This is a genomic window from Chondromyces crocatus (assembly GCF_001189295.1).
Lineage (GTDB): Bacteria > Myxococcota_A > Polyangia > Polyangiales > Polyangiaceae > Chondromyces > Chondromyces crocatus.
In genome coordinates this window covers 8,972,944-8,986,173 of record NZ_CP012159.1, presented here as the reverse complement: position 1 = coordinate 8,986,173, position 13,230 = coordinate 8,972,944, and the positions used below count along the sequence as shown (strand labels likewise).

Below are 13,230 nucleotides of genomic sequence, written 5' to 3'. Positions count from 1 at the left end.
GGCCGTACCGTGGTTCCAGAAGACCACGGCGAGGCCAGAGGAACAAGCCTCCGGATCAATGCCGGATTCCGCGCACGACCCAGGTCGCGTCCGTCCGTGGGCGGCCCCCTTGCGCAGAGTTTTCACCCTTCGCCCCGGATTTTCCCGCTCTCATCGTGCCGAACACGGCCTCGGCCGGCTGCGCGACGAGGTGGACCTCCATGGGCACACCGTCGGCGGGGGGGCCCTCCGACCGCTCCACCTTCAGGCGGATCACCAGGTACGAGCCGATGAGGGGCCGAGGCAGAGGGACGCGGACTTCGCCCCTCTCTCCAGCTGGCAGCAGGGAAAAAGCGTCCCCTTGCCGGCGGCCTTTGTAATCCATCTGCTCGACCTCGTAACGCGATGCGGCGGCCGCCCACAGGCCCTGAGACACCCCCAGATCCCGCAACAGGAGGTGGTTGCCCTCGACGTGACCCACGTCGCAGGGGGTGGTCTTCCCGTAAGCGAGGGCCATGATCTGCTTCCGCCGCTGCTCCAGGGTCCCCAGGAGCCACGTCTCGGCCACCGGATCACCGAGCTTTCCCGCGGCCACGGCGGCCTCCAGCGTTGCCCGGGGGAGCGCCGCGATCCGGCGCGCGAGCCAGTACAGATCTCCCGGGGATGCTCGATCGATCGGCGCGAACGCGGGCGAAGGATCGAGGTCTCGCGGCGTGACCACGGGATCGAGCTGCCCGATCGAAGGGAAGCGGGTCTGCACCTGCACCGGCTTCTCCTCGGGCATCAGCCCGAGCGTCACGATGCGCTTGAACATCCCGTCCTCCTCGCGCGCGCCCACCAGATCGGCACCGAACGCGCCGTGGAGCGCCACGAGGTAGTGCTTCACGTAACCTTGACCGGGCTCTCCCACGTACACGTCGCGCAGGTGCTCCGGATCGAGCTGCCGCAACCGGAGCCAGCCGGTGAGCATCCCGAGCGCGCGCAGCGTGCGTCGATCCCGGTGGGGGATCTGGTCGTTGGGATCGTCGAGCCGGACATCGATCGCCACCGTGGCGCCGAGATCCACGCCAGGGGACGGAGGCCAGCGCGTGGCGCTGATCCGGTAGCGCCCCCGTCGCGGGGAAGGACCGGGCTCCAGGAAGCCGCGCACGAGATCGGGTCGCTTCCAGCCCCCGGCTGGGGACGCCTTGGGCTGGCCCGGCGTCGTGTTGCGGAAGTCGATGGCCCGCAGATCGAGGATCGATACCGTGGGGCTCAGGTAGCCGAGCGCCCGCACCAGGTGTGACGTCGTCGCCTCCGCGCTCGTCCGCATCCCCGGGTGCTCGCGCGGATCGCGCCGCAGCACGTAACGTCGCCCGTGCGCGTCGAGCGCGGTCACCACCGTGCCCTCCATCGACGTCGTGCGCCGGCTCAACCCCGCTTGCCCCGCGTAGATCCCCGACGTGTACGGCGGCCACGCCGACCCCGCCTCCTCGGGGGGCAGCAGCGTCAGCGGCGGCACGGGCGGCGGATCCGGCGGAGGCACGTCCCCGGCAGGCCTGAACCAGGTCGACGCGGGCACCTCGTCGAAGGCGTTGACGTCGGCCGCTTCCGGCCTGCGCCGCAGGTCCATCCCGTCGAGCAGCACGTACCGCACGTGGAGGTTCGTGATCGTGTCCGACGAGAGCATCCCCGTCACCCGCGGCACCGGGATCGGGACCGCGTCACCTGCGTCCCGCACCGGTGGCCGATCGGCGAACCGGGGCGGCACGTAGCTGCAAGCGGTGAGAGAGAGCAGGAGGAGGGCTCTGGCGCGCATGGTGTCAGTCCCTGTGCTGGCGGTCGCCGAACATCTGCGCCACGCCCAGCGTGAGCAGCACGCGCACGCCCTCCGGGCTGAACGCGACCGAGGTGCGACCGATCTCGTTGGTGGTGCTGTTCAGATCGATCCCGAACCCCGCCGCGATGCGGACGTGCTCCAGATCGAGCTTCGCCGGATTCGGTCCCACCGTCGCCGCGTCGATGAAGATGCGCGCGCCGGTGTAGCGCAAGAGGAGCCAGCGGTGGTCCAGCGACGCCACCACCGACACCTGATCGCGGCGCCGGTCGAACCCGCGGAAATCGGGCTGCCGTGCCAGTTCGTTGAACGGCAGCGTCCCCTCGAGGGGGATCACCCCGTCGATCACGATCCGGGGCGACAGCACCGTCGTCGGACGCACGAGCGGGATCGAGCCGATCAGCCGACCCCCCAGCCGCGTCAGCCAGATTGCCGGGCCGCGGCTCAGATCCCCGACGCCCACGCCGCTATACACCTCCGCCAGCACGCCGGGTGAGGGCCTGGAGCGCGAGGCGCGCGTGTCGGCGCGCAGCGCGGCTTCCGTGTAGAAGAACCGCGTCTCCGCGAACGCGCCCGGCAGCCTGTCCACGTCGAAGACCCGGCTCAACGCCGAGGCCGCGACCCCTTGCGCATCATCCGCCTGGCGCCGCGTCACGCTCACCGAGAAGAACGCCTCGACGTCCGAGTACGGGCGGATACCGGCGCCCGCGATGAACCTCAGCCGCCGCTCCCGGTAGAGCGCCTCCCGCGTCTGCACATCCCGCGCGAAGTGGTTGCGCGGATCTTCCTCGGGCGCCTGCCCGACGCCGTAGTACTCGAGATCGGTGCGCCGATCGGCGTACGCTTCCACGGTGAAGATTGCCGGGATGGGCGCCAGCCGGCTCATGCGGAGCCGGCTCTCCACGACCGTCTCGTCCGGCCCGCCGTACCCGATCCGGACGCCCGTGGCGAGGCTGCCGAGGTTGCCGACCATGCGGGCTCCGACGCTGAACCGACCTCGACCCGTCTCCGCGAACACCGTCGGAAAGACCCCGACCGAGCCGCGGCCCGGGTTCACCAGCTCGGCGACCCGAGGCACCACCTGATCTTCCTGCACCAGACCTGCCGCGGTGCCGCTCGTCAGAAAGAGCAAGTCGACCATGGCCCGAGGGACGGCGAGCAGCGCGCTCCCTGCGCTGCGGATTCCGTCGCTCGGGTAGCTGGCCTTGCGCTCCACGCCGGTGAGGTGCGACCCCTTCTCGGGCTCGCCGAACAGCTCGGGCTTCAGCCGATCCCGCTTCACCTCGTCGCGCGTCTTTCCGGCGTTCATCTCGCCGGGGGTCATCACGTCATCGACGGTGTCGGGGCGAGACGCCGCGGCAGGAGAGGGCGTGGCTGGTGCCGGAGACGCAGGAGCGGAGGGCGCGGGTTGCGCGGGCGCTGGTGGGGAAGCTGCCGGGGAAGGAGAGGGCGCTGCCTGCGCGGGCGCTGCTGGGGCAGGGGAGGGCGCTGCCTGCGCGGGTGACGTGGGTGCAGCAGGAGAGGGCGATGTCGTTGCTGGCGTCGGGGGCGCAGAGGGGGGCGTCGCTGGCTGTGCGCGTGCGATGGCCGTGACCAGCATCAGCGCTGCACCGAGAACATGACTGGGGGAGCGTGCTGGCATGTTTCAGGAGGACAGGCCGCAGACGTTCATGGCGGCTCCTCTTCCCTGTTCACGTTTCCCCCGTCCATGGTGGGCACTCAGGACCAGCCTCCACCCCTCGAACCGCCTCGTCATCCTCTCACCACGCTCCGGGTGAAGGGACCAGCGTATCGGGATGTCGGTGACGCGCCAGCCGTTGCCCGTCGACATGTCTTCACCCTCGATGCCGCGGTGCCGCCATGGGTTGCCCTGGACGCGCAGGAAGGGCATCTCCCGGCCCTCGTCGGACCCTGCAGCTCGGCCCGCCACGCGGCGGCGTCGCGCTGGTCGCGAGGGGGGTCACCCCAGCCGCAGGTTCATCGCTCCCCGGGATCGGCGAGGGCGGCTGCGTTCGCGTCGAGCCAGCGCTCGCTGTCGAGCCAGCGCTCGCCAGGGCCCCGGTCGTCGAGCAGGCGCTCGGTGTCGGGGGCATGGAGGAAGGGGGTCACCCGGGTGGCGCCGTCCTCGCCGCGCTCGAACACGCGGATCTCGTCCGGCCGGACCAGGTTCAAGAGCACCGGCGAGTGGCTGGTGAGCAGGATCTGGGTCGGGGGTCTCCCGTGCAGGCCGGTGCTCATGTCGCGGAAGAGCTGCATCAGCCGGCGGAGCAGGCCCGGATGGATGCCCGTCTCGGGCTCCTCGATGAGCAGGATCGCTGCCGGATCGGGCCCGAGGACCAGGTACAGGTAGCCGAGGAAGAGCAGGATGCCATCGGAGATGGCGTGGCTCGGGATGCGCGTCCCGGAGCGCGCGACCAGCTCGATGCTGTAGCCGTCCCCCTGGGTCGACGAGGGCCTCCGCCGCACGTCCACCCGCTTGACCTGCGGCATCGCCCGGCGAAGCGCCTCCTCGATGCCCTCCAGGACGTCACGGCCGCTCAGCAGCAGCTCGGCGATGGCGTTCGCCAGGCCTCCTCCGAACCGCCCCAGCCGCGGCGCGTGGTCCACGCCGTCCGCGTCCACCTCGGGCTCCCCGTGCCGTCGGGAGGTGCGCAGGTGCTCTGGCCGCAGTGCGTAGAGCTGGAGCGACGTCAGCGCGTCGAGCACCGGCAGCGTGGGCTGAAAGTACCGCGCCAGCCGCTTGAACTCCTCCGGTTGCCCCGGGCTCGCCGTGAAGCGGCGGGGATGGAGCAGCGGCGTCTCGTGGTCGCCCCACGGGTAGGGCCCCTTGCTCGAGCCGCTCTGCGGATCACGGCGCCATATGCCGTCGGGCGCCCGCCACACGCTCACCGGGCCGCAGGTGAAATGCCCGGCGCGCGTTCGGATCACGCCCCCTTGCGCGTCGACCTGCTCCTCGTATGAGTACGGCAGCCCTCCGACCCGCCCCTCTTGCTGGAAGCGGATCGCGCCTCCCGACCCGTCGAACGTCCGCGCGTTGAGCGTCGCCGCGTCCCGGAAGACGGTCCCCCAGCCGTTCTCGGCGTCCAGCGCGTGGCTCAGCGTGAGCAGCGCCTGGAGGAACATCGACTTCCCCGAGTCGTTCGCCCCCACCAGCACGGTGAGGGGCTCCAGCGTCACCTCCACGTTCTGGAGGCAGCCGAAGTTCTCCACCTGCACCCGCTCCAGCGGGACCCCACCCGTGCCCTCCCCGATCGCGCTCTCCACGCCGCTACACTACCGCAGACCGCCGCCCTTGCGCGTCACCCGCGGCAGCGACGTCCTCGTGGCGGGCGAGAGATCCAGCGAGTCCCGTTCGCCTGCAGCGAGCCGCAGCGCGCCTGCGTACGCGATCATCGCCGCGTTGTCCGTGCAGCTCGCGAAGGAGGGGATGAACACCTCGACGCCTCGCCGCGCGCAGGACTCGGTCATCCTCGCCCGCAGTCCCCGGTTCGCGGCGACGCCACCGCCCAGCACCACCCGGGTCACCTCTTCCCGCAGCGCGGCGGTCACCGTCTTGCGCACCAGCGTGTCCACCACGGCGCCCTGGAACGCCGCGCAGAGATCGTGGAGCGCTTGCCCTTCGGGTCGCACCGACCGCTGCGCCACGTGGCGCGCCACGGCCGTCTTCAGGCCCGAGAAGCTGAACTCCAGCGAGTCTCGCCGCGCCATCGCCTTGGGCAGGGCCTCGACCGCGCGCGCTGCGTCGCCCTGCGCCGCGAGGCGATCGACCACCGGGCCGCCCGGATAACCGAGCCCGAGCAGCTTCGCGACCTTGTCGAACGCCTCTCCGGCCGCGTCGTCCCGCGTCGCTCCGAGCTCGCGGATCTGGTCGAGCGATGGCCCATCCACCCGGTACAGCGCGGTGTGGCCTCCCGACACGAGCAGCGCCACGAACGGGAACGCGGGCATGCGCGCCTCGCTGCCCTCGCGCTTCAGGAACACGGCGAGCAGGTGCCCCACCAGGTGATCCACCCCGATGAGCGGCTTGCCCGACGCCCAGGCCAGGCCCTTCGCCGTCGACAGGCCCACGAGCAGCGCGCCGAGCAAGCCAGGGCGCGTCGTGACGGCGATCCCATCGAGCGCGTCCACGGTGAGGTCGGCCTTGCGCAGCGCCTCCCGCACCACCGGCACGATGACCCGCGCGTGATCGCGTGCGGCCACCTCGGGCACCACGCCGCCGTAAGGGGCGTGCAGCTCGACCTGGCTCCGCACCACGTCGGAGAGCACGTCGCCCTGCTCGGTGACCACTGCCGCCGCGGTCTCGTCGCAGGAGGTCTCGATACCCAGGACCCGCATGGCCCCCTCTCTACCTCGAATCCCGTCGACCCGCGCTGCTCTGACTTCCGTCCGGGTGAATTCGGTGGGGAAACGAAATCCGTGGAAGCTGGATGAGATGGCGCATGGAGAGTGGGACAGACTACCGACGGGATGAGGGGGCCCTGGGCGCGCGACCGCCCAGAAGGCCTGCGAGGTCTCATCTACCGTGCAGATCACCCGTATGCAGGCCTGGTGAGACCTCATCAAGGCAGCATGCGGGTGATCCGCACGCCTGATGAGACCTCATCAAGGCTGCGTGCGGGTGATCCGCACGCCTGATGAGACCTCACCAAGGCAGCATGCGGGTGATCCGTACGCCTGGTGAGACCTCATCAAGGCAGCATGCGGGTGATCCGCACGCCTGGTGAGACCTCACCAAGGCTTCGTACGGGTGATCTGCACGGTGTTTCCGCTGTCGAAGGGCGGTACTTCCGCTGAAGCTGGAAGGAGGTGCGCTCCCAGCACAGGCAGTGCTTCCGTTGATGCTGGAAGGAGAGCTGCTGTCCGGGGGTGGCACGGTGCTTCCGCTGAGGCTGGAGAGAGGACTGCCCCGGCGTGGAGCGGCGGCCTTGAGGGCCGAGGTGGGGTCAGGCGCGCTTGCGCACGAACACCGTGCCGGCCGAGTAGCCGGCGCCGAAGGAGCAGATGAGCCCCGTGTCGCCGGGCGCGAGGTCCTCGCTGTGCTTGTGGAACGCGATGATCGAGCCCGCGGAGCTGGTGTTCGCGTACTCGTCGAGGATGATCACGTTCTCCTCGGGCGTGAGATCCCGCCCCATGACGCGGCGCCCGATGAGGTCGTTCATGTTGATGTTCGCCTGGTGCAGCCACAGCCGCTTCAGGGACTGCGGGGTGAGGCCCAGGTCCGAGGCGTGCTCCACGATCATCTCCGAGACCATCGGCACCACGTCCTTGAACACCTTGCGGCCCTGCTGAACGAACAACTTGTCGACCTTGCCGATCCCCTCCGGGGCCGCGCGGTTCAGGAACCCGAAGTTGTTGCGGATGTTGTTCGAGAACTCCGTCTTCAGCCGGGTCCCGAGGATCTCCCAGCCGCCCTTCGCTTCCTCGGCGCGCTCCAGGATCACCGCCGTCGCCACGTCACCGAAGATGAAGTGGCTGTTGCGATCGCAGAAGTTGAGGTGCGCCGAGCAGATCTCGGGGTTCACCATCAGCACCGCCTTCGCCGAGCCGGTGGCGATGAAGTCCGCGGCGGTCTTGAGCCCGAAGGTCGCCGACGAGCAGGCCACGTTCATGTCGAACGCGAAGCCGTCGATGCCGAGCGCGTTCTGCACCTCGATCGCCATCGCCGGATACGCCCTCTGCATGTTCGACGCTGCGCAGAGCACCGCACCGATCTCCGATACCGGCTTCCCCCACCGCGCGATCGCGTCCTTCGCCGCCGCCACGGCCATCTCGGCCATGACCGACAGCGTGTCGTCGGGGCGCTCGGGGATGATCGGGCGCATCACCTCGGAGTCGATCACGCCGCCCTTGTTCATCACGTAGCGTGACTTGATCCCGGAGGCCTTCTCGACGAACTCGACCGAGGAGCCCTGGAGCGCCTCGACCTTCCCCGTGGCGATCTCGTCGGCGTGTTCAGCGTTGAACCGCGTCACGTACGCATTGAAGGCCTTGACCAGCTCCTCGTTGGAGACGGCTTCCGAGGGGGTGAACAGACCCGTGGCGGCAATGACTGCTGAGTACAACGAAGACCTCCGCCCCCCTGCGTCTCGCAGCGGGCATCAGCTGGGCAAAAAAGGGCGCGATGCATAGCACGCCCCTCCGGGCTGTCATCGCCCTCCCAGCACACTCCCGACGAACCGATGTCTGACACGGCGCGTCGTCTTCGCAGACGCGCTGCACAAAGAGAGAACGACGTTTCGCAGTGGCGCGGCGCTCCTCGGCCACGACCTCTTCGCTGCGCGAGCGGGCGCGTGCGGGCGCGCGCTCGCCGCGACGCCCTAGAACCCGCAGCCTTCCTTGCGTTTCGTCAGCCTGAAGATCCCGAAGATCTGGCGCCGCTCGATCCCGGGCGCCGCGCCCTCCACGACGGGCGCTCCCGGCCGCAAGAGCCGGACCTCGATGGCCTCGTCGCTCTGGAACGACACGATCGCCAGTAGCCCTTCGCCTGCGGGATCGGCGGGATTCACGGCGAAGAGGGCGTTGCGCTCGCGCCCCTCTCCGAACTGGAGGCGTGACAGGGCGTCGTGTGCGATCGGCGCGATCGTGCGCAGCTCGGCGCCGTCGAGGAGCCTCCGCTCCGGCTGATCCTGGGTCGCTGCTTCGTAGGTCGTCAGGGTTCCTGGCGAGTCCGGTCCGTCGAGTGCGCTGGCGTCGATCTCCAGCCGCATCTGCACGCGTGGGGAGAGCCCGGTCCGGAACGCGCTGCCCAGGGTCACCGCACCGCAGTAGGCCTGCCCGGGCTTCGTGGAGAAGCGGCTCAGATCATCGCAGCCGGTGGCGCCGGCGAGCAGCGCGCTCGCCAGCAGCAAGGCGCTGCATCGCCACCGCCTCGGTCTCAAGGCTTCCCTCGCAGCAGCTCGCCAGCGGTCTTGCGCACGCTCGGCTCCGGATCCCGCTGCGAGAGTTCGCGCAAGAGCGGCGTCGCGGCGGTGGGATCTGCGCTGGCGAGGGCCCGCGCTGCCGCTTCTCGCACGAGGGCGTAGCCGTCGCTGCGCGCGGCCACGGTCAGCGTCTCCAGCAGCGCCTTGTCTGCGCCGGCGCCGCCGAGGCGGCCCAGGGCTTCGGCGGCGCGCACGCGCAGAGGCCAGCTCGGGGACGACTTCACGATGCCCGCGACGGCGGCCACCGTCCCGCCGTCGCGCACCTTCCCGAGGGCCGACAGGGCAGCGCGCCGCACGCTTTCGTCGGGATCACCGAGCGCGTCGATCACCGCGGCCTGGGCCTCGGGCTCGGGACGCGAGGCGAGCAGCTCCACGGCGCGCGTGCGCACCTCGACGGCCGGGTGACGGACCAGGGATACGAACGGCGCGACGACGGCCGCGGCGATGGCCTCGGCGGCGCTCCGCACGGCGCGCTCTGCGCCCTCGTCCAGCGCCTCGTCCCCTCCGAGGAAAGGTGCGAGCCCCTGGCGACCCGACGCTCCGGCGAGCAGCGCGTCGGCGACGAGGCGCGCGCGGTGAGGTGAGGTGGACACCGCGGCGACGGCCGCCTTGCGCAGGGCCGGGGCGAGGGCCACCAGGGCAGCGGCGCGATCGGCAGGAGAGGCGGCGTCGGGGGCGAGCCCGGCGAGCACCTCCTTCAGCGTGAGGGTTCCATCCGGGACCGCGAGGGGTTCGCGCGTGCGGGGGTATGCCTTGCGGGTCAGCGCCACGGCGGCGGACACGGCGGCGTCGCGGCTCTCGGGCTCCGCGGAGAAGGCGCCTGCCGCGATCGCCTCGGCCGCGCTCTGGGGGAGTGCGCCCGAACTCGGAGCCGCGAGCCTGGCCAGCGTCAGCAGCGCTGCCTGACGTAGCTGGCTGTCGTTGCTCTCGGCGAGGGACAGGAGCAGCGCCTGATCGACCCCGCCGTTCGCGCCACCGCCGCCGTTCGCGCTGGCTTCGTTCGTGAGCCGACCGCCCAGCTCCCCGAGGGCATGGACGGCCGCTGCGCGCGCGATCGGGCCGGCTTCGGGGGAGCGTGCGAGGGTCACGAGCGCCGGCGTGTGGCGCTTGTCGCCGGTGAGCCCCAGGCCGATGGCGGCGATGGCGCGCACCTCGGGGGCAGCAGAGCCGAGGAGCTGGACGAGGAGCGCCTCGCCTTTCGGTCCACCCGCGGCCGGGCGCGCGCCTGCTTTGACACCGCTCGTGCTCGCGACGCTCCGATCGGCCAGGCGGGCCACTCCCCAGGCCGCCGCGACGGCGATCGTGTCGTTCGGTAGCACCGTCGCCGTCCCGTCCTTGGGGATCAGCATCTGCTCGTAGCGGGGCAACATCGCCGGATCGCGCAGGGCGCCGCAGGCGATCATTGCCCGGGTGCGCAGCGACTTGTCGGCCTGGCCGGTGGCGAAGTTGTAGAGCGCGGGCCCGGCGCTCTTGTTCTCGACGTAGGCGAGCACCTCGATGGCGATCTTCTGCTGCGACTCCCGCTCGTCGGCGAGCGCGTCGAGCAAGGGCTTCACGGCGCGCGCGCCGATGCGGGCCAGCTCCGCGCGGGCCCCGGTTCGCTGCGCGGTGTCGGGGCTGCGGACCTTCTGCACGAGCGGGAAGGTCATCGCGCCGTACAGCTCCACGAGGAGGCGTCGGTACAGTGGCTTCTGCGGATTGCCGACGGCGACGGGGAGCAGCTCGCGCTCCAGGACGTCGAGCGAGCCCTTGCCGAGGTTCACCTGCATCGACATGCGCGCGGCGCGCGCGACCAGCTCCTCGTCGGGGGACGAGCGGATCACCCGCCGGAAGAGGCGATCGGCCTCGTCGACCTGCCCGGACGAGAGGAGCAGCTCCGCGAGATCGAAGTAGACGGGGAACAGGCGATCATTCCGGGCGATGGCCTGGCGGTACTCGGCGATGGCGCGGGGGATGTCCTGGCGGCGCCGGTACATGTCGCCGAGCTTCTGGTGGCCGCCGGCGTCCTCGGGGGACAGCTCCACGGCCTTGGCGGCGTACCGGATGGCGTCGTCGTCGCGGTACAGCTCCGCGGCGTACTGCGCCATGCGCTGGTACAGCTCCCGGGCGCGCTTCGGGTTCACCTCGACGAGCTTCTCCAGCACCTCGATGGCTCCCAGCAGGTTCTGCTGGAGAACGAGCACCCGCTCCAGGGCGAGCAGCGACTCCTCGTCGCCGGGCGCGGCCTGCACGATCTTGCGCAGCGTCGCCTCGGCGTCCGGCAGCTTGCCCAGCTTGCGCTGCACCTCGGCGAGCAGGCGCCCCGCCTCGAGATCGGGCGGCGTGGCGTTCAGCCGCGTCGTGAGCGGCGAGAGCCGGCTGGGCAGCTCGTGGTTCAGCGACCAGAGGCTCACGATGTGCGTCCGCGCCTCGCGGGCGAGCAGCTTGTCGCCGGTCGTGCCCGCGGTGGCGAGCAGCTCTTCCCAGAGCGCCCGTGCCTCGGCGTAGCGCGGTGCCGGGGTACCGAGAGAGCTCGCGGTTCGCTCGATGGCGATGGCCAGGGACTTCTTGTAGCGGGTGTTCGCGGGTTCGAGCTGCACGGCCTCGCGCAGCGACGCGAGCGCCTCGCCGACGAGATCGTGATCGAGGTACACCTCGCCGAGCGTGGCCGCGGCGCGGGCGCGGTTCGGCACCACGGTCTTGATCCGGGCCCAGGTCTCCAGCGCCTTCTTCTTGTCGCCAGCCTGGAAGTAACGATCACCGAGATCGACGAGGTGACTCGGATCGCCCCCGGCCACACCGGCGAGCTTCTGCAGGACGCGGAGCGCCTTGTCCTTCTCCTCCACCCGCTCGTAGAAGTCGGCGACGGCAGCGAGCACCTCGGGATCGGAGGAGACGCGCGCCTCCAGCTCGGTGAGCAGCTTCAGCGCCTTGGGGCGGTCGCCGCGCTGGATGAGCGTTTCGCACAGCTCGAACACGAAGTCGGCATTGTTCGGCGCGGCGCGGATGAGCAGCTCGTATTCCTTGATCGCCGCCTCCAGCTCACCGGCGGTCTGGAGGAGGTGGACGAGCTTGAGGCGCGTGTCGATGTGCTTGCCGTCGATGGCGAGCGCCTTGCGGTAGATGGCCATCGCCTTGGCCACGTCGCCGGTCTCCTCGTAGAGCGTGCCCATGGTGGCGAGGCGCTGGAAGTCTTGACCGGGCTCGGCTTCGAGCAGGGTGATCAGCTCGGCGAGCCTGCCTTCCGCGCGGAAGGCGTCCGTCATGATCAAGAGGATCTCGGCGCGGACGCCGGTGGCGCCGCCAGCGACGTTGAGCGCGCGCTTCAGGACCTCGAGCGCTTCCTGCGTCTTCTTCTGCTTCGCGAGCGACTGCCCCAGCTCTTTCAGGGCCGGCGCGAGCGCGCGGTTGTCGCCGGCGGCGGCCTTCACCAGCTCACGGAACTCGACCTCGGCGCGGTCGTGGTGGCCGCGGGCCGACAGCTCGCGTCCCAGCTCGGCCTTCACGAAGAGCGAGCCCTGGGCACCCTTCACCAGCGCATCGTGGTAGCTCTTGGCGGCCGTGAAGTCCTTCAGATCGAGGCAGATGCCGAGCAAGGTGCGGCGGATCTGTTCGATCTCGGCGGCGACCTTGATGAGCGGCAGCGCTTTCTCGTAGCGCGCCCGCGCCGAGGTTTTGTCGCCGCGATCGCCTTCGAGCTGGGCCAGCGCGAGGATGGGCGCCGGGTCGGTCGGCTTCTCGGTGATCGCCGCTTCGTACGTCTTGATGGCGTCGTCGTACCGGCCGTCTTGCCGGTAGATCCCCGCGAGGGCGACCTTCGCGGCCCAGGCCTCGGCGCCTGGCTGCGCCGCGCGCTTCTCGAAATCCTCGACGAGCTTCTTCAGGTTGCCGTCGCGCTCGCGGTGGAGCTGTGCGAGGCGCTGGAGCGGGAAGGGGGCCGAAGGCTGGCTGAGGACGATGGCGGTGTAGCGCGCGACGAGGGCGTCCTGCGAGGGGGCCTTGCCGCCGGTCTCGTCGCCGCCGGGCTGAGGCGCAGGGGGCTTCGCTGGCCCGGGCTTCGGCTGCGTGGGCCGACTCGTCGCGCCGCCAGGCTTCGGGGGCGCAGGCTTCGGCGGTTTCTTGCGACCGCGGCCCGAGGGATCGAAGTCGGCGGCCTCGGCGCGGGGCAGCGCGAGCGTCGTCACGGCGGGGACCAGCAGGGCCAGGCAGCCGGCGAGGGCGAAGGAGCGCACGGGACGTAGCGTAGATCGGCATGCCCGGCAGAGCCATGGGGCGCGGCGCTGCGAAGGTCGACGCACGAGACGAGCGCGGGGCTTGGTCGAGGCTCGGTCGAGGCGATCGGGGCGCGCTGGACGCGCCTGGGGCGACCCGAAGGCTCGCTGGACGAGCGCAGGAAGCGGCTGGACACGTGCAGGCGAAAGCTGAAACGACCTGCGGGGCGGCGCGAGCGGAGAAGCGCAACCAGGGCGGTAAACGGCGGATCGCTGGCGTCTCGGGGCGAAGGGGGCCCCACGAGGCCGCTTCGTCGGGTAGACT

The 13,230-nt window shown here is 70.8% G+C and carries 8 protein-coding genes; 1 reads left to right on the top strand and 7 read right to left on the bottom strand.

The genetic code is table 11. From position 1 onward, the window contains the following. Window positions 1–55: 55 nt before the first annotated feature. Both CMC5_RS32405 and CMC5_RS32400 read right to left on the bottom strand, forming a co-directional pair. Window positions 56–1,777 (bottom strand): hypothetical protein, encoded by a 1,722-nt coding sequence (locus CMC5_RS32405; RefSeq protein ID WP_050434027.1) that lies wholly within the window; start codon window positions 1,775–1,777, stop codon window positions 56–58. A gap of 4 nt (window positions 1,778–1,781) precedes the next feature. Further along, on the bottom strand, window positions 1,782–3,119 hold the full coding sequence (locus CMC5_RS32400) for a BamA/TamA family outer membrane protein (RefSeq protein ID WP_050434026.1): 1,338 nt from the start codon (window positions 3,117–3,119) through the stop codon (window positions 1,782–1,784). A gap of 53 nt (window positions 3,120–3,172) precedes the next feature. Between CMC5_RS32400 and CMC5_RS32395 the strand changes: the two genes are divergently transcribed. Further along, window positions 3,173–3,388, top strand: coding sequence for a hypothetical protein (locus CMC5_RS32395; protein ID WP_050434025.1), 216 nt, complete (start codon window positions 3,173–3,175; stop codon window positions 3,386–3,388). A 384-nt stretch (window positions 3,389–3,772) separates the two neighbouring features. On the opposite strand, the gene CMC5_RS32385 is transcribed toward CMC5_RS32395, so the two are convergent. The 5 genes from CMC5_RS32385 to CMC5_RS32365 all read right to left on the bottom strand — a co-directional run bounded on the left by CMC5_RS32385 (window position 3,773) and on the right by CMC5_RS32365 (window position 12,926). Beyond that, on the bottom strand, window positions 3,773–5,059 hold the full coding sequence (locus tag CMC5_RS32385; protein ID WP_050434023.1) for an AAA family ATPase: 1,287 nt from the start codon (window positions 5,057–5,059) through the stop codon (window positions 3,773–3,775). 9 nt (window positions 5,060–5,068) lie between these two features. Further along, window positions 5,069–6,130, bottom strand: coding sequence for a tRNA (adenosine(37)-N6)-threonylcarbamoyltransferase complex transferase subunit TsaD (gene tsaD / locus CMC5_RS32380; protein WP_050434022.1), 1,062 nt, complete (start codon window positions 6,128–6,130; stop codon window positions 5,069–5,071). A gap of 608 nt (window positions 6,131–6,738) precedes the next feature. Beyond that, a complete protein-coding gene (locus CMC5_RS32375) occupies window positions 6,739–7,857 on the bottom strand; it encodes a beta-ketoacyl-ACP synthase III (protein WP_050434021.1) in 1,119 nt (372 codons plus the stop codon). 255 nt (window positions 7,858–8,112) lie between these two features. Next, window positions 8,113–8,643 carry a hypothetical protein gene (locus CMC5_RS32370; RefSeq protein WP_245677911.1) on the bottom strand — a complete coding sequence of 177 codons (531 nt, stop codon included), beginning with the start codon at window positions 8,641–8,643 and terminating at the stop codon, window positions 8,113–8,115. 26 nt (window positions 8,644–8,669) lie between these two features. Beyond that, window positions 8,670–12,926, bottom strand: a complete 4,257-nt coding sequence (locus CMC5_RS32365) for a tetratricopeptide repeat protein (RefSeq protein ID WP_050434020.1) — start codon at window positions 12,924–12,926, stop codon at window positions 8,670–8,672. Window positions 12,927–13,230: the final 304 nt, after the last annotated feature.